Annotated in this window: 22 protein-coding genes; 8 read left to right on the forward strand and 14 right to left on the reverse strand. The window is 44.7% G+C overall.

Annotated elements, in window-relative coordinates; all coding sequences use genetic code 11:
• Positions 1-3: 3 nt before the first annotated feature.
• Positions 4-366 (forward strand): heavy-metal-associated domain-containing protein, encoded by a 363-nt coding sequence (locus DB398_RS12560; protein WP_108424738.1) that lies wholly within the window; start codon positions 4-6, stop codon positions 364-366.
• A gap of 70 nt (positions 367-436) precedes the next feature.
• Here the strand turns inward: DB398_RS12560 and DB398_RS12565 are convergent, their stop codons facing one another.
• Together DB398_RS12565 and DB398_RS12570 are read right to left on the reverse strand one after the other, a co-directional pair.
• Positions 437-1825 (reverse strand): tyrosinase family protein, encoded by a 1389-nt coding sequence (locus DB398_RS12565; protein ID WP_108424739.1) that lies wholly within the window; start codon positions 1823-1825, stop codon positions 437-439.
• Between the two features lie 74 nt (positions 1826-1899).
• A complete protein-coding gene (locus DB398_RS12570; RefSeq protein ID WP_108424740.1) occupies positions 1900-3708 on the reverse strand; it encodes a fibronectin type III domain-containing protein in 1809 nt (602 codons plus the stop codon).
• A 401-nt stretch (positions 3709-4109) separates the two neighbouring features.
• On the opposite strand from DB398_RS12570, the gene DB398_RS12575 reads away from it, so the two are divergent.
• The 5 genes from DB398_RS12575 to DB398_RS12595 all read left to right on the forward strand — a co-directional run bounded on the left by DB398_RS12575 (position 4110) and on the right by DB398_RS12595 (position 8565).
• Entirely contained in the window at positions 4110-5444 is a 1335-nt protein-coding gene (locus DB398_RS12575) for a phenylacetate--CoA ligase family protein (RefSeq protein WP_108424741.1), read from the forward strand.
• A gap of 159 nt (positions 5445-5603) precedes the next feature.
• Positions 5604-6209, forward strand: coding sequence for a sugar transferase (locus DB398_RS12580; RefSeq protein ID WP_108424742.1), 606 nt, complete (start codon positions 5604-5606; stop codon positions 6207-6209).
• Between the two features lie 43 nt (positions 6210-6252).
• Positions 6253-6909, forward strand: a complete 657-nt coding sequence (locus DB398_RS12585) for an acetyltransferase (protein ID WP_108424743.1) — start codon at positions 6253-6255, stop codon at positions 6907-6909.
• Between the two features lie 9 nt (positions 6910-6918).
• Entirely contained in the window at positions 6919-7158 is a 240-nt protein-coding gene (locus tag DB398_RS12590) for an acyl carrier protein (protein ID WP_108424745.1), read from the forward strand.
• Between the two features lie 21 nt (positions 7159-7179).
• The gene (locus DB398_RS12595) at positions 7180-8565 is read left to right on the forward strand and encodes an AMP-binding protein (RefSeq protein ID WP_108424747.1); all 1386 of its coding nucleotides are present in this window, start codon (positions 7180-7182) and stop codon (positions 8563-8565) included.
• 90 nt (positions 8566-8655) lie between these two features.
• Here the strand turns inward: DB398_RS12595 and DB398_RS12600 are convergent, their stop codons facing one another.
• The 9 genes from DB398_RS12600 to DB398_RS12640 all read right to left on the reverse strand — a co-directional run bounded on the left by DB398_RS12600 (position 8656) and on the right by DB398_RS12640 (position 19495).
• A complete protein-coding gene (locus DB398_RS12600) occupies positions 8656-9825 on the reverse strand; it encodes an OmpA family protein (protein ID WP_108424749.1) in 1170 nt (389 codons plus the stop codon).
• Positions 9826-9944: 119 nt separating this feature from the next.
• Positions 9945-10379, reverse strand: coding sequence for a hypothetical protein (locus DB398_RS12605; RefSeq protein ID WP_108424751.1), 435 nt, complete (start codon positions 10377-10379; stop codon positions 9945-9947).
• Positions 10380-10381: 2 nt separating this feature from the next.
• On the reverse strand, positions 10382-11524 hold the full coding sequence (bshA, locus tag DB398_RS12610; RefSeq protein ID WP_108424753.1) for an N-acetyl-alpha-D-glucosaminyl L-malate synthase BshA: 1143 nt from the start codon (positions 11522-11524) through the stop codon (positions 10382-10384).
• 110 nt (positions 11525-11634) lie between these two features.
• The gene (locus DB398_RS12615) at positions 11635-14547 is read right to left on the reverse strand and encodes a glycoside hydrolase family 3 N-terminal domain-containing protein (RefSeq protein ID WP_108424754.1); all 2913 of its coding nucleotides are present in this window, start codon (positions 14545-14547) and stop codon (positions 11635-11637) included.
• Positions 14548-14638: 91 nt separating this feature from the next.
• The gene (locus DB398_RS12620; protein ID WP_108424755.1) at positions 14639-15121 is read right to left on the reverse strand and encodes an ABC transporter ATPase; all 483 of its coding nucleotides are present in this window, start codon (positions 15119-15121) and stop codon (positions 14639-14641) included.
• Between the two features lies 1 nt (position 15122).
• A complete protein-coding gene (locus DB398_RS12625; protein ID WP_199913393.1) occupies positions 15123-15908 on the reverse strand; it encodes a (Fe-S)-binding protein in 786 nt (261 codons plus the stop codon).
• Between the two features lie 10 nt (positions 15909-15918).
• Entirely contained in the window at positions 15919-17244 is a 1326-nt protein-coding gene (locus DB398_RS12630) for a (Fe-S)-binding protein (RefSeq protein WP_108424756.1), read from the reverse strand.
• Positions 17245-18213 (reverse strand): MlaD family protein, encoded by a 969-nt coding sequence (locus DB398_RS12635; protein WP_108424757.1) that lies wholly within the window; start codon positions 18211-18213, stop codon positions 17245-17247.
• Positions 18214-18283: 70 nt separating this feature from the next.
• Complete coding sequence (locus DB398_RS12640; protein ID WP_108424758.1) at positions 18284-19495, reverse strand: N-acetylmuramoyl-L-alanine amidase family protein; 1212 nt, start codon at positions 19493-19495, stop codon at positions 18284-18286.
• Positions 19496-19625: 130 nt separating this feature from the next.
• Between DB398_RS12640 and DB398_RS12645 the strand changes: the two genes are divergently transcribed.
• Together DB398_RS12645 and DB398_RS12650 are read left to right on the forward strand one after the other, a co-directional pair.
• Positions 19626-22313 carry a putative LPS assembly protein LptD gene (locus DB398_RS12645; RefSeq protein ID WP_108424759.1) on the forward strand — a complete coding sequence of 896 codons (2688 nt, stop codon included), beginning with the start codon at positions 19626-19628 and terminating at the stop codon, positions 22311-22313.
• Between the two features lie 41 nt (positions 22314-22354).
• The gene (locus tag DB398_RS12650) at positions 22355-22735 is read left to right on the forward strand and encodes a RidA family protein (protein ID WP_108424860.1); all 381 of its coding nucleotides are present in this window, start codon (positions 22355-22357) and stop codon (positions 22733-22735) included.
• Here DB398_RS12650 and DB398_RS12655 read toward each other — a convergent pair.
• The 3 genes from DB398_RS12655 to pfkA form a co-directional block, all read right to left on the reverse strand.
• The gene (locus DB398_RS12655; RefSeq protein ID WP_108424761.1) at positions 22728-23579 is read right to left on the reverse strand and encodes an N-acetylglucosamine kinase; all 852 of its coding nucleotides are present in this window, start codon (positions 23577-23579) and stop codon (positions 22728-22730) included. The genes DB398_RS12650 and DB398_RS12655 overlap by 8 nt on opposite strands.
• Before the next feature lie 76 nt (positions 23580-23655).
• Positions 23656-24657, reverse strand: a complete 1002-nt coding sequence (gap, locus tag DB398_RS12660) for a type I glyceraldehyde-3-phosphate dehydrogenase (protein ID WP_108424762.1) — start codon at positions 24655-24657, stop codon at positions 23656-23658.
• Between the two features lie 24 nt (positions 24658-24681).
• The gene (pfkA, locus tag DB398_RS12665) at positions 24682-25668 is read right to left on the reverse strand and encodes a 6-phosphofructokinase (protein ID WP_108424764.1); all 987 of its coding nucleotides are present in this window, start codon (positions 25666-25668) and stop codon (positions 24682-24684) included.
• Positions 25669-25681: the final 13 nt, after the last annotated feature.

Genomic DNA, 25681 nt, shown 5'->3' on the forward strand with positions numbered 1-25681 from the left:
AAAATGAAAACAACACTACTTACACTTTTGGCTCTGGTTGTAATGGGAATTGGCCATGCCCAGGAAAAGAACAAGTCGGTCAGCTTTGAGGTAAAAGGCAATTGCGGGATGTGCAAAAGCCGGATAGAAAAGACTGCCATAAAAATGAAAGGGGTCAAGTTTGCCACTTGGAATGCAGACACAAAAGCGTTTGAAGCTATCATTGATGAAAGAAAATGTTCCATCAATGACATCAAAAAGCAAATAGCAGAAGTGGGCCACGATTCCGAGGGTTTTACGGCTCCGCAGGAGGTTTACGACAATTTGCCCGAGTGCTGTAAGTACCGTGATCCAGAGACCCAGAAGATGGACCATGGCAAACACTGACCGTAGGACATATATAAAAAAGGGGAGCCAATTTTGCTCCCCTTTTTTATATATTCCATTAAGGCCTACATTACATCTTTACTATCCTTTTGACCACTAAAATCTCCCCATTGGAATCCGTGACCCGGATCACATAAAACCCAGAAGACAATCCATATAGGTTTTTGATGACCATGGTGTCCGTATTCTGGAAAGCCTCTTCCCTGATCAACATCCCCATCATGTTGAACACCTCTATCACACAGTCCTTACGTTTGTTCAGTTTAATGGTAATTTTTTCAGTAAAAGGGTTTGGAGCAGCAGTAAGGATAATGGGTTTGTCATCCAAAAGGTCTCCCCCTTCTTCCCAAACAATGGACTCATTGATCTTTTCAGAGTAAGGGTATGGGTTCTTGGCACGGGTGATGGCTCCTTTGGAAAAAGATCTATTCATCATACCTCCATTTTCGGTATCAATGATAGCTTCAAACGAAGATCCAGGCGACGCTTCAAAACCGGGAACAAGATTGATCTCGTTCACAGATTTAAATCTGGCAACGGTACCGGCAGGCACAATGAAATTATTACCTGCTTGTATATTGAATTGATAATAGAAAATCTCTTCTGGGTTATACGCATTGCTCACAATATAGTTGTCCAATTCGGCAAGTCCATCCTCCCCATAAAACACTCCATATACCCTGGAATCCGTAATATCATTGGGGTCGACCAAGGGTAAAGTCTCCCCATCAAACACATAAGTCCCATCATATCTCAACATGGATGTGGTTATGAATGACGAAGTACCATGCATGTCCTCCCAATCCTTCCATATTTTATCCACGAATGAATGGTGAAAATAAAACACAGGGTCTCTTGGGGATAATGGAGTGGGCATGGCACCACCGGTCCATACGTGAGCACCCCTGTGCACAGGGCGCCTTTCCAGTTCGTTCGAGAATTCGAAAAAATTGTTCATCGCCATGAGATTGCTCACATTCAATGGTGTGGGAAGCGGACCGTCCTCTGCCAAATTTCTCCCCAGATTCCAATTCACATTGAAACTTCCCAAAAGCTCTTCGTCCCAAAGTGCATCTGTTGGTGACTGGTACTCCGAAGAATCCCAATAAGCAAGACTAATCTCGGGATTTATTTCTTTTACCGCTTGTTCCATTTCGAACATTTGCCTTCTGTGCCAAGCCAGAAAAATTTCCCTTTCCGGTTCATCGGGAAGATTAAAGTGTAAATCCAATCGGGTAGGATCAGCTGTTTCATCAAAATTGAAAAACTGGGCATGGAACTGAGCCAAATCGTTGAATAGGTCCGGTCCGTTTCGCAATTCGTAAAAAGCATTGACCAATTCTGTTATCTCATAGTCCGTCATTTCGTCAAAACTTTTTCGGATACTTTGTCCGAAACTTACTTGCAAACAGAACAAGTAGCAAATGGCGTTGATGTAGAAAAAGTATTTTTTTATCATAGAGCAAGATATACTGGGCATTTATTTTTCTGTTATGGTTTGGAATCTCATCTTTTAAACAAACGATTCGAAAATTATCTGTTTTGCTGGCCTTTTTCCAACTCTTCTATTCTTTTCAAAATGTCATTGATCTGTGAGTTCTCTTTTTTCAATATTTCAATTTCATTCTGTTGGGATAGAATGTACAGTGTAAGTTCTTCTATTTTCTGCAACAATTTGGCATTCATCTGTCCAAGATCTATACCTTCCTTCTGGACTTCTTCGGCACTTGGAATATTGGGCAAATGTCCATGCTCTGCGATAAAGGCTCTTACTTTCCAAAGGTCCATTAAATCAAATCCGTTCTCAAAGACAAAATCGGGCCAGTTCCCTTGCAATTCCACTTTTACGCCTTCGGCTATCACATTCCCTGCCACTGCCAATCTATATCCTTGGGTATCGGTTGTTCCTATACCAATGTTCCTATCTGCGAATAAGTCCCTTGCTGTCCAATCCACTGTTTCAATATTGGCATTTTCGGAAGTATAGTCAACAATTCCATTACCAACAGAAGTCACTATGGTTACCGTATTGCTTACAGGAGAAAGATTACCTGCTGCATCCTCGGCCACCACCGTAAAATCATAGCTTGTACTCGGTGCAAGCCCGGTCACATTGAACCCAGTGGTGGTGCCCGTATTGGCAATGCTGTTCCCGTCCTGGAAGACCTCATAGTTCACTACTCCAACATTATCCGTGGATGCGGTCCATGAAAGCTGGGTCCCGACAGAAGTAGTGTTGGATGACGAGACAACAACGGCAGTAGGGGACTCATTGTCTGGGACTCCATCCGTGGTCACGCTCAAAATGTTACTTGATGGAGAAAGGTTACCTGCAGCATCCTCGGCCACCACCGTAAAATTATAGCTTGTACTCGGTGCAAGCCCGGTCACATTGAACCCTGTGGTTGTACCCGTATTGGCAATGCTGTTCCCGTTTCTGAAAACCTCATAGTTCACCACCCCAACATTATCGGTAGATGCGGTCCATGAAAGCTCAGTACTCGTTGTTGTGGTATTCGAAGAAGAAAGTACAACAGCTGTTGGTGCCTGTGTATCGGGTGGGTTCAAGGTATTTATCGTTTCAACATTGCTGACGGGCGAAAGGTTTCCTGCAGCATCTTCAGCGACCACTGTAAAGTTATAACTTGTACTCGGCGTTAGTCCGGTCACATTGAACCCAGTGGTGGTACCCGTATTGGCTATACTGTTTCCATCTTGAAAAACCTCATAGTTCACTACTCCAACATTATCAGTAGATGCGGTCCAAGAAAGCTGGGTCCCGGTAGAAGTAGTGTTGGATGATGAGACAACAACGGCTGTTGGGGGTTGATTATCGGAATTGGGAGTAGTAATCGAAACAGCATCTACGAACACTTGGTTGCCCGCTTGGCTTCCACTGATTGGTGATGAATAGACATTTATCACAGGAGTGGCATTGGTTGCTGTGAGAGACCAGTTATATTGTGTCCAAGCTGCCGAGTTTATCGTAGTTGTTGCAAAACCTGCAAAACCAGTCCAATTGGCAAATGCAGGACTATTGGCAAGGTTACCCTGTCTAGCCCAAATACTGATGTTATATACCTGACCAACCACCGCATTGAAAGTGTAGGACATATTCCTACCTGTCGATGCATTCCCTTGAGTTGCCACCAAACTTATGGCATAGGTGCCCTGAAAAGGATTGGTCGTCGATGAAGTGATATTACCCGTACCTGTCCAACCTGTGGTAGAATTGGCCTCATTGTCAATTGATGCCGCATTGGCTTGCGAATGCAAATTCTGGGCAAAAGCCCCAAAAACACTAAATAGGAAAAAATATAGAAAAAGTAATTTTTTACTCATGGGAGGTTGATTTTTAATAGGTTGTATAAGTATTCATAAACAAATTTATGATACACTACAGCTAGAGGGGGTTTTTTGATGGATAATATCGATGAAACGCAAAAAAAACACTTTGAGTGACAAACCAAAAAAAGAAAATCATACCAGGTTGAAATATTCCTTTACTGAAATTTTCAAAGGACAGAAACCCTTGTCCAAGTATGGGTAAAAATCATAAGCAAAAAGAGTTTGTAATCCATTGTTCAATTTGGATCGTATGTATGTAGATATGTACTATCATCAAAAATTTGATGAAAATGTGACATTACCATTGAAATTGTTTCTAAGAAGTTACCAGCTTATTGAGTACTTTTACAAAAAATAAAGCCCTATTTTTCAAACCCCAAACATTAACCTCAAGTATGAAGACTAGTCTTTCAAACCAAATAAGGCAATTTGCTTTTTGGGCAAAAGATGCCATAAAGGGTGGGGAAATCAAAAGTAACCTACAGGACATTGAAGAGTCTTTTGCTTTGGAATCTTTTCAGGCCCTTGAGAAAAAGAACGACAAGTATCTTCATGGACTGTTGAAAAAAGCCACTTCAAAAACTAAATTCTATGCACATCTAAAGGGGCAAGAATCCCTCCATAACTTCCCTGTTGTGGACAAAAATGTCATTAGGGCCAATTTTGATGACCTACAGATGGATACATCGTCCCACACCGTCTTCACCAGCGGCTCCACAGGTACTCCTTTCATGGTGCATCAGACCCAAAAGAAAAAAAGTAGAAATACTGCCGATACCTTGTACTTTGCCGGAAGGGCCGGATATGTATTAGGGGACAAACTGCTCTATCTAAGACTCTGGTCAAAAAAATTGAAGAAAAAAAGATTTCTGGCAACGCTTCAGAATATCGTACAACTGGATATAGAAAATCTAGAGGAACAGCAGATAAAAGATTTATTGAAAGGGCTTCAAAAAGATAATTCCAAAAAGGGATGGCTGGGATATCCTTCCGGTTTGGAAAAAATATGCGATTATCTTGATTCAACAAACTCCGGACCGTTGGACTGTAACATTGGATCAATAATCGGGATATCGGAAAACCTGAGTGGGCATGTCAAAAGTAAAATGGGACATTATTTTGGAGTTCCCATGGTATCCAGATACTCGAATACCGAAAATGGGATATTGGCACAACAGCCTATGGGCAGTGACTATTTTACCATAAATTGGGCAAGCTATATAGTAGAGATATTGGATTTCAATGAAGATAGCCCCGTGAAAAATGGAGAACTTGGACGGATCGTGATAACGGACCTGTTCAACGAGGCTACCCCGATGATCAGATACGATACAGGGGATGTAGGGTCTATGTCCATAAAACCAGAACATCCTTTTCCTGTCCTGAACACAGTCGAAGGAAGACAGTCAGATATCCTTTTTGACACCAAGGGAGCATTGGTCAGCCCGTTTAAGATAATGAGTATTGTACTGGATTTTCCCGAAGTAAGACAACTGCAAGTAATCCAGACGGACATATCCAAATACACAGTCAAGGTGAACAATGATGGGAAGTTTGACAGAGAAACTGAACTTAGCTCGATTCTCAGGTCATATGTTGGAAATGATGCCCACATTACTGTTGACTATGTTGATGAAATACCTTCGTTAAGCTCAAAAAAACAAAAAATATCCAGAAATTTACTTGTTGAAAAAAGTAAGCCATCAAAAGAAAACATGATGACCGTATAACCCCTTGCCGACACAAATGGGCTTTTTATGAAGAGGGAACATGTAGATTGGAACATGGTATCTTAACTTCCTTTATTGGACTTTAATCCATATTGTTTTTCTGTCTTATAATTTTGTGCCAATTTTGGTCAACATTTATACAACACCAACCCTAAACATATGTACGCTGGTTTTTTCAAACGCTTCATCGATGCCATAATAGCTTTTATACTTATTTGTATTTCCTTGCCCATATTGATCTTATTGATCATTCTTCTCTATTTTTCAAATGGAGGAAAGCCTTTTTTCTTCCAAAATCGACCTGGGAAGAACGGCAAAGTATTCAAAATCATAAAGTTCAAGACAATGAACGATAGAACTGACAGTGAAGGCAACTTGCTCCCCAACAAGGACAGGATCACAAAAATAGGTGGCATTGTACGAAAATCCTCTCTTGATGAGATTCCACAATTATTCAATGTCCTCAAGGGTGATATGAGCCTTATTGGCCCGCGACCTCTCCTAGTGGACTATCTCAAGCTATATACCACGCAACAGTCCAGGCGCCATGAGGTGAGACCTGGAATTACTGGTTGGGCACAGGTCAATGGAAGGAATGCCATTTCTTGGGAAAAAAAATTTGAACTGGATGTATGGTATGTAGATCATGTTTCGCTTTTACTGGACTTGAAAATCATGTGGCTTACGGTTCTAAAAGTGGTCAAATCCGAAGGAATATCTGCTTCGGCGGAAGTGACCATGGAACGCTTTCAGGGCACTGCCTAAACAACTTTCCTTAACCAACAATTATATTAGGATAATTTAGCATATGGAAAACCATAAACGAAAGAAAAAGCTCTACATCATTGGCGCAGGTGGTTTCGGAAGGCAATTGGAAAGCTATCTGGACCAACATCCCAAAGAAAAGGTCGACTGGGAATTGATGGGATATATTGACGATAATCCCAATGCCCTGGAGAATGTGGGCTCAGATTATCAAATACTTGGAAATGTGCATACCTACGATTTTCAAGAAGGGGATATGGTCTTGATCGCCATTGCCGATCTGAAGGCAAAAATGAAGATTGTGGAGCTCCTTAGAAACAAGATAACTTTTTTCACTTACGTATCGGACACCGCATTGGTCGGAAAAAATGTCAAGTTGGGTGAAGGATCTGTCATATGTCCTGGCGCAAAAATCGGTTCCAATGTGTCCATTGGGGAATTTTGCATAATCAACCTTGACACCATTATCGGGCATGATTCAACAATCGGAAAAAACAATTCCATCATGCCGCACGTAGATGTGGGTGGAGGGTCCATTATAGGTGACAACATATTTATGGGCACAAAGGCCACCATATCCCCACGCCTCAATGTTGTGGACAATACCCACATTGGCGTTGGGGCCGTGGTCATCAAAGATGTACTGGAACCAGGTACATACTTTGGCAACCCTGCAAGACGAATGATTTCATCAAATTAATTTACTTTCATGAACGATAACAATACCGAACTTCTCATTGATGCATTTGCAAATACCTTGGAAATAGAAAAAAACATGGTCAACGATCATCTTGAATATCAAGGGATTCCACAATGGGATTCCATTACACATATGATCTTGATCAGTGAAATTGAGAACACCTTCCATATTGAAATCGATGCTGACGATGTACTTGAAATGAACAGTTTTCAAAAAACGAAGGAAATACTTTCAAAATATAATCTTTGATATTGACCATAAAATAAATAGATGGGACTCTTAAAACAAATGGCCGATAATGACCATCTGAACTTTTTGGATGTTGTTACCGGCAATACGTTTTCTTTGGAGGAAATGTTTTTTGCAATACCTGAAATAGGTGCCTTGGACAAGCATTTGGTGTTTCTATACCTTGACAATAAGATTGAATCAACAGCAATATATCTAAGCTTTTTAGGGACTGGACATTCAACAGTATTACTGAGCAATGGTCTTGACATATCGCTAAAAGAAAGTCTGGAAGCGGAATACACCCCTTCTGCTATTTTTGATCAAACACGTCCGGCCATTCATGGATATGAACAAAATGTTTTAAAGAACAGCTGGTCTACGACAACGCTTTTTATCGGTTATCACTCCCCGACACGGGTACATCCAAATTGCAAAGTCTTGTTGTCCACATCAGGAACAACAGGATCACCAAAATTTGTAAAGCTATCCGAGAGCAATCTTTTGGAGAATGCCAAATCCATTTGCGCATATCTACCGATCACCAGAGAGGACATAACCCCCCTTAATCTCCCTTTGTTCTATTCGTATGGGCTCTCCGTACTGCACACCAATGCTATTTCGGGTGGGACCATGGTCTGTGGCCTTCCTGATATCTTGCAAAAGGATTTTTGGAATCTAATGGACAAACATGGATTCACTTCCATTGCCGGGGTTCCGTTTATCTATGAAATGCTCAATAGAATAGGATTCTTAAAAAAGCAATATCCTTCACTTCGATATATTTCCCAGGCAGGAGGCAATCTAAGCCACAATATTAAGGAGAAATTCAACCACTACTGTCTACAAAACAAAATGGACTTTTATGTGATGTATGGACAAACAGAAGCCTCCGCCAGAATTTCGTATGTGCCGCCGGAATCTTTGGAAAGCAAAATCACATCCATTGGAATCCCCATTAAAAATGGCAAGCTTAGCTTAGACCCTGAAACAGGCGAATTACTTTATAGTGGGCCCAATGTTTTTGGTGGCTATAGCGAAAAGAAACAAGACCTCTCAAATTGGGAGGACATTGAAGTATTAAGGACCGGCGATTTGGCCAAAATGGATGAAGATGGCTTCTATTTTATCATAGGTAGGTTGAAAAGGTTTGTGAAGATTTTTGGAAATCGTGTTAATTTGGACGAGATTGAGCGATTCTTAAAAACCACCTTGGATATAGGCCTAGTAGCTTGTATTGGCATTGAAGATCAGTTCATACTGGTTTCGCACTGTGAAAACCAAGTGGATGATACAGAAATCAAGAAAGCCCTTTTCGAGAAGTTCAAAATCCACCAAACATCGGTTAAAGTACAGCTACTCAATGAAATGCCCCTCACAAGCAATGGCAAAGTCGATTACAAAAAAATAACTGCTGACAAAGACTGATTTAACGGACAATTTGTCCCAATACAACTATAAATAAATGGGCCCGATCTAAATAGATCGGGCCCATTTATTATAGAGCTGTTTTATCTTCTAAAATTTCGTGATCAAAAACTCCGATCTTCTATTCTTGGAGTGTTTATCCTCGGTACAGTAAACGCCATCCCCGCACTCGTTCACCAATTGGGTCTCTCCAAAAGCTTCATGCCTTATCCTTTCTGTAGCGATACCCTTGGATACCACATATTCCACCGTCCGTTCTGCCCTACGCTCCGATAGCCATTGGTTATATTGGTTCGTTCCTCGAGAGTCCGTGTGTGCTGTTATCTTGATGGCAATACTGGGTTCGCTTTCCATAATGGCCACCAGTTGGTCCAACAGTTCCTTGTCCTTGGTGGTAAGATATGAGGAGTTCAACTTGAAATAGACATTGCCCAAGTTGTTGATCTTGTTCTGAAGTGCAGCACGCCTAGCGTCTTCTGCATCTTTTTTGGCTTTTTCAGCAGCGGCCAGCTCAGCAGCTTCTTTTTCTTTTTGCAAGCGTTCAGCCAGTAAACGGGCTTCTTCGTCTGCCTTGGCTATGGAATCCTGCACCCTTTGTTGCTCTTTCTCCATTTCTTCCAAAAGCGCCAATTTCTCCTCCCCTTTTCTGGAAAGCCCTTTTTCCACCTCGAACCTATAGGCCACTCCCAATGCATGCTGGATATGGTTGGTGGCGTTTTCGGTACTCATGGCCCACTTTCCAGTAGAGTTGAAATCCAATCCCCAATGATCGGAAAACCAAGTCCTGAAACCGACCACGGCATTGTAAGTTCCCCTTCCTTGGTTATTGGCATCCGTATAACCTGCTCCAATACCAATATAGGGATCAAAGAAGCCAGTCTCCCCCAAAATCATGTTCAAATCGTAGCTCACCCTAAAATCCAGACCAAAATAGTCCACATCTTCAGGGTTCACCACCTTATCAATAATCTTTCCTTCCTTATATTTATTATAGGTTCCGATAGCTTCCAAGCCCAAACCATTCTTAAAATAACGTCCGACACTGATTCTGGAAGGGTAAGGAACCATGTTCCAAGCATCATCCACATCAAATAGTCTACTGAACTCGTGGCCGGAATCGTCCACAATGTTGGTTCCTAAAGATACCAACCAAAAACTCTGGACAATACTGTCCTTTTTGGTAAGTTGAAGGTCTTGCGCAAAGGCAGATAGGGCAAAACAAAATGCCACGGCCACTAGGGCAGGTCTAGAAATATTCATACTGCTCGATTTGAGGGTTTATCGACTACAAATCTACTTTGACTCTGTACTAAGCTAAATTTTGCACTTTTAAGTGCGCTTATATTCGATAAGAAGTAAAAAAGGTCTTTTCTGGACCATTAATCGCTTGTTTGAAAAATGACCGTTTTGTCGACAAGAGGCATTTTATATAGGTAAAAGGGTGTTTGGGTGGCCAATGGCCCCTGTGGCTTGGCTTCCAATACCACTCCTATGAAGATTTCGGTGTCGGTTTCTTTAATTTTGGACAGCCGTACCGATGGCTTTCCTTGCTGTGCACCCAAGCATACCAAGAGGACCATTTCTTTAGAAAAATCGATCATAGGCACGGGAAGTCCCGGCTTTCGGGTCTTGTTGATCTGGGAATAAAATCTATGGAGTGATTTGGTCTCCCGTATTTCCCTGGCCTCAAAGACCTCTACCCCTGAATAGCCATCCTGTTCCACCAAGACCAAGCCTTGAATCTCCTCACCCATATTTTTCTGGGCATTGCAGGAGAGCAGACATATGCAGGCAAGGAACAGAAAACGTTTCATGGTCAAAAGGTATTCTTGAAACGTGACTTGTATGCTTTTTCGTAGATTTCTTCGTAGAGGGGCAAAATATGGACAATGTCAAACTTGGAGGCCACTTTGTAAGCATTTTGCTTGAACTTTTCCAGGACTGCATCGTCTCTTAATATCTGCAAGGCCTTTGCCGCCATGTCCTCCACATCGCCCACATTGGAAAGGAATCCGGATACTCCATCCACATTCACTTCGGGAATACCCCCGGTGTTGCTGGAAACTACGGCCACCTTGTTGATCATGGCCTCCAAAGCGGCCAACCCGAAACTCTCCGTCTCCGAAGGCAAAAGGAAGAGATCGGAAAAACAAAGAATACGGTCGATTTCGGTACTATTTCCCAAAAACAGCACCTTGTCCTTGAGTCCAAGCTTATCGCACAACTGCTCTGCTTTTTCCTTTTCAGGTCCTTCGCCCACCATGATCAGCTTTGCTGGAATTTCTTTCTGGATGCGATGGAATACATGGATCACATCGGGAATACGCTTTACCTTCCTAAAATTACTGATATGGGTTATGATGCGCTCATTTTCCTTGGCCATCAAAGTGCGTTGGCAATCGGAATAGTTGGGACTGTATTTGGAAGCCTCGATAAAATTCGGCACCACTTCTATTTCCCTTTCAATATCGAACAGTTCCAAGGTACTTTTTTTAAGGGCCTCTGAAACCGAGGTCACCACATCGGACTTATTGATGCTGAACGTTACCGCTGGCTTATAGAATGGGTGCTTGCCCACCAAAGTGATGTCGGTACCGTGCAAGGTGGTGATCATCGGGATAAAAATGCCATATTCCTGGAGCATCTTTTTGGCCATATACCCTGCATAGGCATGTGGAATGGCATAATGCACATGCAACAGCTCTATATCATATTGTTTGATGGTATCCACCAACTTACTGGACAGTGCCAGTTCATAGGGTTGGTAATGGAACAATGGATATTCCGGTACGTGCACTTCATGAAAATGGATATTGTTGTCCAAAAGCCCCAAACGGACCGGTTGTTTATAGGTCACAAAGTGTACTTCGTGCCCCCTTTCCGCCAAGGCGATGCCCAATTCCGTGGCAACCACTCCACTACCTCCGAAGGTAGGGTAACAAACAATCGCAATTTTCATTTGTCAGTATCTATTTTTGGTTTGGCCATTGCCGTGTCATTGTCCATTATGAACAGGCCATTCCATCAGGAAGGCTTATATCGAAACAAATCTAAGGCAATATTTATTGTCTAATTGATAATGGAATCATAAATAGCCTTCTGTACTCGTGTGCGCAACGCAGAACTTATCAGTAATGTATTGGTCGCGGACGGATAGGTCCTGTTCGATAAAAACACATAGACCAGTTCCGCATCGGGGTCTGCCCACGTGAACGTACCCGTAAAGCCACTATGCCCAAAACTTTTTCTGGATACACAGCCACAGGTTGGGCCACTACTACCCAATTGGGGCTTATCAAAGCCCACTCCCCTTCTCACATCATTGTTGCAGAAGTAGCAGGTGTTGAATTTTTTGATGGTCCGCTCGTTCAAAAAGCGTTCCCCTCCATAATAACCACCCTGCAGGTACATCTGCATGATCTTCGCTACTTCATTGGCCGTGCTGAAAAGTCCTGCATGTCCGCCTACCCCGCCCTGCATGGCAGCTCCCATATCATGGACATAGCCCTGCACGGTCTGATATCTGTAATAGTCGTCCTCTTCGGAGGGAACTATCTCATCTTTTGGAATTTTTTTTAGGGGGTTGAAAGTGGTCCGCTGTAGACCCATGGGCTTGTAGAAAAATTCATCCGCCAATTCGTTTATCGGCCTTTGATAGGTATCCTCAATATATTCCTTAAAGACATAATAGGCTAGATCACTGTATCGATAACGATTGGACTTCAAACTTTGCCTGCCTATGCGGTTATGGATGGAGTCCTTGTAGGACCTAGTGAGGTACAAATGTTCCGCAACCTTGTATGGGAAGGCCTCCGAAGGATTGTTGCTGTAAAACTCCGGGGAAGGTTTTCTGTCCTTGGTCAAGGTGTCGATATAAAAAGCGATCCATGCCGGAAGTCGACCGTAATGCGACAGTGCTTTCAAAACAGTGACATCCTTCAGCTCGGTGTCCGCATATCCGGGAATCAAATCTTTAAAGGTATCGTTGAGCGCAATTTTCCCTTCTTCCTCCATCTTCATGATGATGGGCAGCGTAGACAAGATCTTGGTCAATGAGGCCAGGTCATAAACGGATTTTTCCGTAATATCCAAATCTGAATTGTACGCAGGCTTGCCAAAGCTCTTGTTGTAGATGACCTTTCCCTTTCTGGCCACCAATACCTGTGCCCCGGGATACATCAGTGAGTCCAGGCCTTGTTGTAGCAAGGTATCCACTTGGGCCAGTTTCTCCGAGCTCATGCCCACCCGCTCGGGAATACTATATCCCAACCGTTGGATGGCCTCCAACTTGGTCCCTGTGCCCACTGGAAATTCGGCATGGGCGGAAACGGGCAGCTTACCTGTGGAACCTATGGCACCAAAAATAACCTCGGCGGCCTTTTCCTGTGCAATTTTACTGTTCTGATAAGCGACCACAACTCCATCCATGGCATCAAAGTTGACCACATCCAAAAGTGCGTAGGGCTTTGCGAACAAAGCCAATATGGTATTGCTGGTACGGAGTCTGGATATTTCCTCCATCCAGAAAAGTTCGTTTTTGGAGAACTTATAGCCCTTCCATGGGCTTTCATTGTTTTTGTGCAGACCGATGATGACCAAATTGTAATCGGCCAGTTCATTTTTGTAGGCCGCAATATCCTTTGCCTTGATTTGGGTGACCTTGTAATACTTGTTCATGGTTTCCAAAAAAGTGGAACCGGAGTCGTCCCCAAACTGGACATAGGCAATCTTTTTATTGTCCAATTTTCTAATGGGCATCAGGGAAAAATTGTTCTTGGCCACGGTCATGGCCCCCTCGATGGCCTCTTCGTAGATCACATCGTTTTCAAGGGTATTCAGGTCTTCATACAGGTTTTCCAAGGGCACGGGCTGGTAATTGTTTAAGCCTACCTTGTACTTGGCCATCAATATTTTCTTCACGGTCAGGGCCAATCTTTCTTCGGTGATGACACCTTCATTGTACGCCAAAATGAGTCTATTCTTTGCCTTGGAGACATTTTCGGGCATCAACAACATATCGTTCCCCGCCAAAAAGGCTTCCAGTTCCACCTCACCTTCATCCGCAAATTGGGAAACCGCTTTCATGTTCAAGGCATCGGTGAATATCAAACCCCGGAAACCCATTTCTTCTTGCAGCAATCCCGTAATGATTTCCTTGGAGAGTGAGGAAGGATGGCCTTCCCTGCTTTCCAGACTGGGTACGTCCAAATGGGCGATCATCACAGAACTCAATCCATGCTGCAGCACTTTTTGGAATGGGCGAAGCTCGATGGAATCCAGTACTTCCCTAGATGAATTGATGATCGGGAGTGCCTTGTGCGAATCCGTGGCGGTGTCCCCATGACCCGGAAAATGCTTGCCGCAGGAAAGTACCCCGGCCGCTTCCATTCCCTTCACAAAGGCAGCACCCTTTTTTGCCACATTCACAGGGTCTTCACCAAAGGAACGATTGCCAATGATCGGGTTCTGCGGATTGTTGTTCACATCCAGGTCGGGCGCAAAATTGATGTGTACCCCAAGACGTTTGGCATGTTTACCAATCTGATGCCCCACTTTTTCCACCAAAGTACTGTCTTGAACGGCTCCCAAGGTCATGTTCCAAGGAAAAGCATAAGTAGAATCCAGCCGCATGGCCAAGCCCCACTCCGCATCCATGCCGATCAACAATGGAATCTTGGATTTTGATTGGTATGCATTGGTCAATTTGGCCTGACGTACGGGTGTTCCGGTCAAAAAAATAACCCCGCCAATACCCTCTTCGGCCACAAGTTTCTGTATGTTGTCCGTAGAGGCCTTGTCCTGGTTGGACGCCACACTCACCATGAACAACTGGCCAATACGCTCTTGAAGGGACATGCTATTGTACCTGTTCTCCACCCATGCCATTTGGGCAATGGAATCTTGCGTCACAAGAGGATTCTCTTGACCAAAGACTTGGAAACTAAGTAATATGAAAAGGGGGAAATATAGGTTTGACCGCATAAATATCTTGTCTAGGACATGAACTTATAGCTGATAAAAATATTGCATTTGGTCGAGAAATGCACAGAAATTAAGATACTTTAAGATTGTCCTAAACAAACCTGGAATGCCAACTTTCACTGGCGGGCACTTCCCAATGTTCCAAATATTCCTGTTTGGTGGCCACCAAATTGTTGAACACTATCGTATTGGGGGAAACGGACTTGTCCTTGGCCATCTTCTTGAAATCCGTCAGCGGCTTGTACGCGATGTACTCACCCTGTTTGAAGGAAACGTTCATCCGGTCCATGAGTTCCACGTTGTATCTTTTTTCCAAAGTCTGTATAAAATGGACCGAGGCATCAATGGAACACCCGGATGCACTGGCACTGGTCTGGTCCAACCCTATCACGATAAATCGTTTGTACTTCATCTCAAACCCGGCATGGAGTTCACTGCCATGGGCCGTCCATTCCTTTAGGAAGCTGTCCAACTCTTCCTTGATTTCCTCTTGCTCAGCATCCGTGAAACTACGATTGGATTGATAGATCCAAATCCTTGAGTGCTCCGGTAATTCATTAAAATCTACCAACATATCAAATAGAGTTTGCTAAAAGTTCGGCTACGTCCAAGACCGTAACCCTTTCTTCTTTTTCATGGGCCTTGATACCATCTGTCATCATCGTGTTGCAGTACGGGCAACCCGTTGCAATAATATCGGGATTGGTTTCCAAGGCATCCTTGGTGCGTAAAACATTGATGTCCATATCCCCTTTTTCGGGTTCCTTGAACATTTGGGCCCCTCCTGCCCCACAACACAATGCAGTTTTCTTGTGGCGTTTCATTTCCACCAATGCGGCATTGGTCTTGGTAAGCACCTCCCTGGGGGCCTCGTAAACGGAATTGGCCCTGCCCAGATAACATGGATCGTGGAAGGTAATGCGTTTTCCTTTATAGGTTTCCCCTTTCAGGGTCAAACGGCCCTGATCCAAAAGTTCTTTCAGGTATTGAGTATGGTGGACGACCTCGTAGGTACCCCCCAAGCCAGGATATTCGTTTTTAAGGGTATTGAAGGAATGTGGATCGCAGGTCACAATGCGTTTGATCTCATAACCGTTCAACAGTTCGATGTTCATCATGGCCTGCATTTGGAACAAGAACTCATTGCCTGCCCGTTTGGCCACATCTCCGGTTGAACTCTCCTCCTGTCCCAACACGGCAAAATCGACATTGGCCCGGTTCAACAACTTCACAAAGGCCCTGGATATTTTTTTTGCCCTATCGTCATAACTTCCGGCCGAACCTACCCAAAACAATATCTCGGGCTGTTTGCCTTCCGCCATAAACTCCTGCATGGTCTTCACCTTCAATTGTTCGTCCATAGTGCTCGTTTTATTCGTTTACCCAGTTCAAACGGTCCATCTGGTTGTATGGCCAAGGTGCCCCGTTGTTTTCGATATTGGACATCATGTTGTTCAGTTCCATGGGCGCAGCGGATTGCTCCATCACCAAATACCTACGCATTTCCACAATGATGGACAGGGGATCTATGCTCACAGGGCATGCCTGTACGCAGGCGTTGCAAGTGGTGCACGCCCAAAGTTCTTCCCGACTGATGTAATCGTCGAGCAATTGTTTTCCGTCGGACACAAATTCTCCCTTGTTGGCCTCCATATTCTTGCCCACTTCCTCCAAACGGTCGCGGGTGTCCATCATAATCTTTCTGGGGGACAATTTTTTCCCTGTCTGGTTGGCAGGGCACTCGGAGGTACAGCGGCCACACTCGGTACAGGTATATGCATTGAGCAATTGCACCCAATTCAGGTCCATCACATCGGAAGCCCCAAACTTTTCCGGTGCAGCGGCGTTTGGATCGGCAGGTGCCGCAAAGGGGTCTGCATTGGGATCCATCATCAATTTCACCTCATTGGTCACCGATTCCAGATTGTTGAACTGCCCTTGGGGCCTCAGTTTTCCATAATAGGTGTTCGGAAAGGCCAATAGGATATGGAGATGCTTGGAATAGTAGAGGTAGTTCAAAAAGGTCAATATCCCCAAGATGTGTAACCACCAAGCCGTCCTTTCGATAAATATCAGCGTAGGGACCGAGAGACCCTCAAATAAAGGGGTTATGAATTGACTGATGGGGAAAGCCCCTGCCTGTACGTAATGATCGGCACCCATCTGCTGCAATTGGAAATCTGCGGCATTCATGGTCAGGAAAAGGACCATCAATACAAATTCTATGTAAAGGATCATGTTGCCATCTTTTTTGGGCCAACCCTTCATCTCTGGTTTGATGAACCGTTGGAGCTTGATGATGTTCCTTCGTACCCAAAAAACGGTCACGGCGACTATGACGAGAAAGGCCAATATTTCAAAAGAACCTATCAAAACATCATACAATTGCCCGATTGGGGAAAACAACCTGTGGGTACCCAAAATACCGTCCAAAATAATCTCCAACACTTCTATGTTGATGATGATAAAGCCCACATAAACAATGATGTGCATAAGACCCGCAATGGGACGCACCACCATTTTGGTCTGTCCCAAGGCAATCTTTGCCATGTTCTTCCATCGCTGGGGCTTGTTGTCCCCCACATCGACCTTTTTGCCCAACTTGATGTTTCTGATGAGCTTCTTCACATTGCGCACAAAGAACCCAATGCCCAGAGCAAGGGCTATGGCGAACACTATGTTTGGGAGGTATTCCATTTAATTCTCTTGATTTTCTTCTGCCGGATCGTCCTCGGGGAGTGTATATTCCTTTTGCTTTTTCCCGAATACGGACACGTTCACGTATCGCTTGGGATTAAGCCTGAAATCCTGCAACAAAAGGTCCAATTCCCTGGATGCTGCGGCCAAATTATTGTAGAGTGCATCATCCTTGTGCAATTTGCCCAACGAGCCTTCCCCCTGCTCTATCTTCGCCAAGATGCCGTTCAGCTTGTCCACTGTGGTCTGGAAGTTGGTCAGGGTGCCGGCAAGGTCCACATTGGCCAAGGAATCGGAAAGTTTTGAAAAGTTGGAGGTGATGTTGTCCACATTCTTCAATGAATTGTCCAACTGCTCCTTGTTGTTTTCCAAAAGCACGTTCAGCTTGTCCGCACTGCCTTTGAAGGCCCCTATCAATTGGTTGAGGGATACTATGGTTTCCTTGAGCTCCCTTTTGGTGGGGTCGTCCAATATATCGTTGACGTTCATCAAGAGTGAATCGGCGTGCGATACCGCTCCTTCCACTTTTTGCTGCAAGGGGGTCAGTTTTTGCTGCACCAGATCGGTGAGTCCCGGTTTGATCTTGGATTGTAGAGTATCCCCAGACTTGGCATTGGGTGCTTGGTCAAAAACAGGAATGATCTGTATGCCCTTGCCCCCGATGATGCCCGTATCAAATAGTTCGGCGACACTGTTCTGGGAAAAATCGAACTCATTGCTCACGGTAAAAGTGACCAATAATTTTCCTGAACTGTCCTTAAAATTGATTCCGGTGACGTTACCAACGCCATAGCCATTGATGGAAACCTGTGTTCCAGCTTGCAGCCCGCCCACGTTCTCATAAACAGCGTAAAATGTTTTGTTATTTTCGAAAAGTGGGGAGGATTTTAGATAGCTCAGCCCAAAAATAAAGGCCACAATCCCAGCAATCACGATAATCCCAGTTTTAATTTCCCTGGATAGCTTCAAAAGATTCGGTTTATGGTTTAAAACAAAATTAGGAATATTTTTTACAAGGTACCCACAGATATTTTTTCTCTTACTCCTGGACTTGGGCCAAGGGCACCCGCTCACCGTTCTTGTAGGCCACAATGTAGGAGGTGGTATAGCCTTTGGCATCAGCCTTGGCCTTCAAGCGCTTGGCCTCTTCCAAGGTGCTGGCATTGCCATAAAGATAACGGTACAGGTTCTTATACGGTTCCTTGGACAATTGGTCCAATCCATTGAAATTTTCTCCATTTAGCGGTATGTTCTTCGCGCTGGCCATAAGTTGCACCTTGAACACCACGCCAGATTTGGCGGCAGGTGCCACATCCTCCTTCTCTTTGACCGGCACGGTGGCCACTTCCGGTTCCTTCTCTTTCTGTACTTCCTTAGTCGTGGTCTCTTTCTTCTCTTCAACCTCCTCGGGAACATTTACAGGGACTTTGGTATCTTCCACCACGGGGGTATCAATGGTCAAACCACCTCCTGTTCCCCCTTCATTTTTATAAGCCAATATGGCATCGGCAATGGCAGCGCCCATTTCATCCTGTCCTTTTTTGGAATTGAGATACCCTCCTTCACTCTTATTGGTCAAGAACCCTGCTTCGACCAGAACACTGGGCATAAAGGTCTGGTGCAGTACAATAAAGCCTGCCTGTTTTACCTTTCGGTCCTTTCTGCTGAGTTTTTTGGTGAAATTGTCCTGAAGTTTTTTTCCCAACTGTATGCTCTGGTCCAAAAATTCCTCTTGCATGATGGTCAACCCGATAACGGATTCCGGGGAATTGATGTCATATTCCGCATAGCGCTGCGCGTAGTCGTCCTCCAAATAGATTACGGAGTTCTCCTTTTTGGCCACCTCAAAATTCTGTCGGTTGGCATGCAGACCCAGCACATAGGTTTCCGCACCAAAGGCGTCAGAACTGTGTGCATTGCAATGTACCGATACAAAAAGGTCGGCTCCTGCCTCATTGGCAATCTTTCCCCGAACAAAAAGGTCAATGAAGGTGTCATCATCCCTGGTATAGACCACTTTAATGCCCGGATGCTTTTTGAGTTCCTCCCCGATTTTGAGCACAATGGCGAGAGAAATATCCTTTTCGAGGTAACCATTTCCTATGTTTCCTGGATCATGTCCACCATGGCCAGCGTCCAATACCACCACAAATTCATCCTGCGGGGGCTCATCGTTTTCATTTTTGGAAAAAGAGGCCAACGGAAGGACCATAAGGATGAAAACTAGAAATGCTGACCGACTTTTATTCATAAGAACTGAGTAATTATAGTGTCCCGATAAGGTTAAAAATATTCTAATCCGCCGTAAGTAGACCAAAAAATATATGTAAGTTTGAGGCCAAAAACTGGGCCAAACTAGCACAAAAATAGGATTTATCACGTTGCAAGCAAATAAACATCTTTTAGTTTTCCTATTTGTTCTTCTATGTGGCAAGGCAACGCTAATAGCTCAGGAGAACCCCATTGTCCCTTTGCCCATCAAGGCCGTGGGCGACACCCTGACCGCTCCCCTCATCCCTGCAGATTTCCTCAAAAAGACGGTTGCCACCGATTCTGTTGAAACCGATACCGTCCCCGAAAAACAGCCGTTGTTGCTGGACAAGATTAAGTACAAGGCGAAGGATTATGTAAAGCTCAGCCAAAAGGACAACAAAATTTACCTTTACGATGAAGCTGAGATCTATTACCAAGACACTGAACTAAAGGCCGGGGTCATTGTGATGGATTATGTGAAAAATGAGGTCTATGCCGGACGGATGAAGGACTCTTTGGGAAATTATTCCCAGCTACCCTATTTCAAACAAGGGGAAAACGAGGTGAGACCAGATTCCATTCGTTTTAATTTTGATACCCAAAAGGCACTCATCTGGAACTCCAGGACCGAGCAGGAAGCGGGCTTGGGGCAACTGGGAAGTGATGCCATGAAGGTCTATGCGGAGATCACCAAAAAGGAGAACGATTCCGTGTACTTTTTATACGAAGGAAAACTCACCACCTCCAAGGACACTGTGGACCCCGATTATTACATCAGGGTGCGGAAGGCCAAGTTTGTGCCCAAAAAGAAGATCATTGCCGGATACAGCAACATGTACATCGTGGACGTGCCCACGCCCATTGCGTTGCCATTCGCCTATTTTCCCCTGACCACGGGACGTGCGCCGGGTCTGATATTCCCTACTTTCGGAAACGATCCCCAAAGGGGATATTTCATCCAGAACGGGGGGTACTACCTACCCATCAGTGATTATGTGGACCTCAGTGTGACCGGGGATTTCTACACCAATGGAAGTTATGGTTTCAGGGGGCAGTCCATCTACTCCAAACGCTACAAGTTCAGGGGCAATGTCAATGTGAGCTACGAAAACCTGATCCAGAGTCAACTTGGTTTCAGCGACTACAGCCGGACGAGCAACTATAACATCCGAATATCGCACACCCAAGACCCAAAGGCCAGTCCAAATTCGAGGTTTTCAGCCTCTGTGAACCTTGGGAGTAGCCAATTTTACACAAACTCGCTCAACCAGATCAACCGAAACAATACGCAGACGAACACCTTTGCCTCGTCCATCAGTTATTCCAAGACTTTTCCAGCCTATCCTTCGGTCAATACCAGTTTGACGTTGAGCCATACCCAAAACTCCAGGACGCAACAAATCAATATGTCATTGCCTACCTTCCAGGCGAGCATGGAACGTATTTTTCCATTTGCCAAACGGGACGGTATCAAAAAGGGAATCATCCAAAACGTGAACTTTCAATACGATGTGAACGCCCAGAACAGCATCACCACTACGGAAGAGGACTTTTTTACCAGTAAGATGTTCGATGACGCAAGGGTCGGTGCCCGGCACAGGATTCCCATCGGTACCAACTTCAAAGTGGCCAAATATTTCAGTGTGAGCTTGAACGGAAGCTATGAGGACGTTTGGACCTTGGAGACCATCCGCAGGCAATATAATATGGAAGAGGAACGGGTGGTAACGGATACCATCCCAGGATTTGACCGTTTCAACAGGTATAACCTTGGAGCCAGTATAGGTACCACTATGTATGGTACCTGGAATTTTGGGGAGGGAAAAAAAATACAGGCCCTTCGCCACGTTATGAGGCCTTCTGTGAGCTATAGCTATGCACCCTCCTTTGAGCAATTCTATGACACCTATGTGGATGAGGATGGCGACCATGTACAGTATACGCCCTTTGAGACAAGTATCTATGGAAGACCTTCCTTGAGCAGGGGAAGTTCCCTTAGCTTCTCTTTGCAGAACTCTTTGGAGGCCAAGGTCCGGGATAAGGATTCAACCGCAACGGAACCCAAAAAGGTCAGCATCTTGAGCAACCTCACGTTTTCCGCAAGTTATAACCTTGAAGCTGATTCCTTGAAATTAAGTCCCATCAGCATGAGCGGTGCAACAGAGATCATCAAAAATGTCCCCATCAACTTTGCAGCCACTTTTGACCCCTATGCCATTGACAATAGTGGACGAAGGATAAACACCCTGAACATCAAAAATGGTGGTGGTCTAGCCCGATTGACCTCGGCCCGGTTCAACACCGGTTTTTCCCTGGACAGCGAGATGTTCCAAAAGGGAGGAGCAAAGAAAAAAGACCCCAATGAGCAAGAGGAACCCGATTATGGGGCCAACCCTTTTGAACTGGACGGGTCACGCACAGGTGAACCCCATTTCAACAAAGGGGAAGGTGAAAATACGGAAAATCCCATATACAACACCAGACTACCTTGGGATGCACGGTTTACTTATGTGGCCACTTACAACAACAATAACAGACAAGGGGAAATCACCAACCACTCCCTTATGTTTTCAGGGAATATCCAATTGTCCCCTAAATGGGAGATGGGCTTCAATTCAGGGTACGATCTTAAAAATCAAGGTTTTGCCGATACCCGATTCAATTTCAAGCGAGATTTGGGAAGTTTTAGGCTAAGCTTTGACTGGACCCCTTTCGGACGGTATGAAAGATGGTATTTCTTTGTAGGTATAAAAAGCTCCATACTCCAAGACCTCAAATGGGAAAACAGGAGTCAACCCTTCAGGAACAACAGATAGTTTTTTTGTATAATTTTCAGCACCTAAATTCAGTACAGACCATGAAAAAAATCATCAACACCTCCAAGGCTCCGGCCCCAATAGGCCCGTACAACCAAGCCATACTCGTAAACGGTATCCTATATGTCTCCGGTCAGGTTCCGATGGATCCCACATCAGGAAAGTTAGTGGAAGGTGACATCAAGAAAGAGACCCAACAGTGCATGGAAAACCTGAAAGCGATTCTGGAAGAGGCCGAAATGGGTTTTGAGGATGTGGTAAAGGCATCCATCTTCATCAAGGACATGCATCAATTTTCCCAGATAAACGAGGTGTATGGCAGCTATTTTGATGCCGATACGGCACCTGCCAGGGAAACTGTCGAAGTAGCCAATCTCCCAAGATTTGTCAATGTCGAAATATCAATGATAGCGATCAAATAGTCTTTCGGTGGAACTCCACCAAACCTTCTATGGGTCTTCTGCGGATAACCCCCAAGATCAAATCATTTCGTTCCATACAGGCTGTCAATTCATCTTGTAAAAAGTGTGCTATGCTCCCAACGAAGCTCACAGGCACTTTCGTGGCCAGCTCAAACTGCATGATGTAGTTGTTCACAAACTGCTGTAGCCCTTTTTCGATGACCCCTTTGCAATAGGGATGCTCTTTGTTCTCTATGATGAAACGGGCAAAAGTGGCCAAATAGGTGTTGGGGTTGGGTTGCTTGTATAGGTTTTCTTTGATCACATCCGCGTCAAGGTCGTACTCCTTGGCAAATTTCATCCCAAGATCTTGTGGCATTTTATGGAAGTAGTAATCCCGTAGCAGTTTTCTTCCGAAAAAGTTGCCGCTGCCATCGTCCATCAAAATATAGCCCAAAGAAGTCACTTTTTGGATCAATTGGTGGCCGTCGTAATAACTGCAGTTGGAACCTGTACCCAAAATACAAACGATTCCTTGTCGACCGATCTGTGTAGTGGCATATATGGCTGCATAGGTGTCTTCCCTGACCTCGGCCTTGGCATTGGGGAAAAAGTCCTTAAAAATATCCTTTAGAAACCTTTTCATCCGATCGGTACCGCAACCTGCTCCGTAGAAATACAATTGGGTTACTGCATTTTTATTTTTGGAAAGCTCAAAGTTATTGGCCAATCGGTCTTCGATGACCTGTCTGGTCAATACTTCTGGGCTAAGCCCCAAGGTTTGGGTAAGGAACAATTGTTCCCCCTTTTCGTCCAAGGCAATCCAATCGGACTTGGTGGCGCCACTATCCACGATCAAGATCATAGGTTGATATTTTTATGGAATCCCAAAGGAGCATTCACTCCTTTGGGATTATAAATATGTATAAAAAGCTACTTAATTAAAGGCTTGCTGCATGCAAGGCAAGGTCAACCAATTTGTTGGAATACCCTGTTTCATTGTCATACCAAGAAACCACCTTGAAGAACGTAGAGTTCAACTCGATACCTGCATCGGCATCAAAAATGGAGGTCCTTACATCACCAACGAAATCTTGGGAAACCACCAACTCGTCGGTGTAGCCCAAAATACCGGCCAATTCGCCATCAGCGGCTTTTTTCATGGCTTTTTTGATTCCTTCATAAGAAGTTTCCTTCTCCAATTTCACGGTAAGGTCCACTACAGAAACATCGGCAGTGGGTACCCTGAACGCCATACCGGTAAGTTTTCCTTCCAAGGATGGGATTACTTTGGTCACTGCCTTGGCAGCACCTGTGGCGGCTGGAATAATGTTCAAAAGGGCACTTCTACCACCCCTGAAATCTTTTCGCGAAGGTCCGTCCACGGTCAACTGGGTAGCAGTGGTCGCGTGTACCGTGGTCATCAAGGCCTCTGCAATACCGAACTCATCGTTGAGCACCTTTGCGATAGGGGCCAAACAGTTGGTGGTACAGGAAGCGTTGGAGATGATCGTATCGGTAGGCTTCACTTCTTTGTGGTTCACACCCATAACGAACATGGGAGCATCTTTTGAAGGAGCGGAGATGACCACTTTTTTGGCACCACCATCAATATGGTACTGCGCGGTTTCCAAAGTGGTGAAGATACCGGTACATTCCGCAACGATCTCAGCACCTACGGCATCCCATTTCAAATTTTTCGGGTCACGCTCGGCGGTAATCCTGATGGTTTTCCCGTTTACGACCAAATGGCCGTCCTTTACTTCCACGGTACCATCGAACACACCGTGTACCGAATCGTACTTCAACAAGTAGGCAAGATGGTCCACATCCAACAAGTCGTTGATGGCCACAACATCTACATCGCCTCTTTTTACGGTTGCCCTAAATACCAACCTTCCAATTCTACCGAATCCGTTGATCCCTATTTTCAAATTTGACATTTCTACTTTATTTATGTTTACGTTTTATGTTGTCATGATATCGGATACCCTCAAGAGTTCCGCGTCAATTTCCGTATGTGCCTTGATGGCATCGGCAATCGGGGTAAGTACCAATTTGGTGTCCCTGATGCCCACCATATAGTTGGATTTGCCTTCCAAAAGGCTTTCTACGGCCTTTACGCCCATTCTACTGGCCAATACCCTATCGTAGCAGGTGGGGTTACCTCCACGCTGCATGTGTCCCAATACGGATACCCGGACATCATAGATGGGCAAATGCTGCTCCACATATTCCTTGAGTTCGAACACATTTTTTCCGGTCCTGTCCCCTTCGGCCACAATGACTATACTGGAAGATTTTCCAGACGCCTTGCTGCGTTTGAGGGATTCCAAAAGACGTTCCAGGCCCAAATTCTGTTCTGGAATCAATATCTCCTCTGCACCTGCACCAACTCCTGCATTAAGGGCGATATGGCCCACATCCCTTCCCATCACTTCCACAAAGAAGAGACGGTTGTGCGAACTTGCCGTGTCCCTGATCTTGTCCACCGCTTCCACCACAGTGTTGATGGCGGTGTCATAACCCAAGGTATAGGAAGTTCCCAAAATATCGTTATCTATGGTCCCGGGAATTCCCATTACCGGAAAATTGAATTCTTCGTTGAACAGCATGGCACCATGAAAGCTTCCATTACCACCAATCACCACAAAGGCCTCGATGCCTTCTTTTATCAATTGGTCGTAAGCTTTCTGTCTTCCTTGCTTTGTCCTAAACTCTTCACAGCGGGCGGACTTAAGAATGGTCCCTCCTTTGTTGATGATATTGTTCACACTACGCGCATCGAGGGTCTTGAAGTCCCCTTCTATCATACCTTGGTATCCTCTGTAGATACCCACGCACTCTATCTTCAAATACGCACAGGTACGGACCACGGAACGAATGGCAGCATTCATTCCCGGTGAGTCCCCACCTGAGGTAAAAACTCCTATTTTCTTAATTTCTGAAGCCATTAAAAATTTTAAG

The sequence above is a fragment of the Flagellimonas amoyensis genome, assembly GCF_003058265.1.
GTDB classification, from domain to species: Bacteria; Bacteroidota; Bacteroidia; order Flavobacteriales; family Flavobacteriaceae; genus Flagellimonas; species Flagellimonas amoyensis.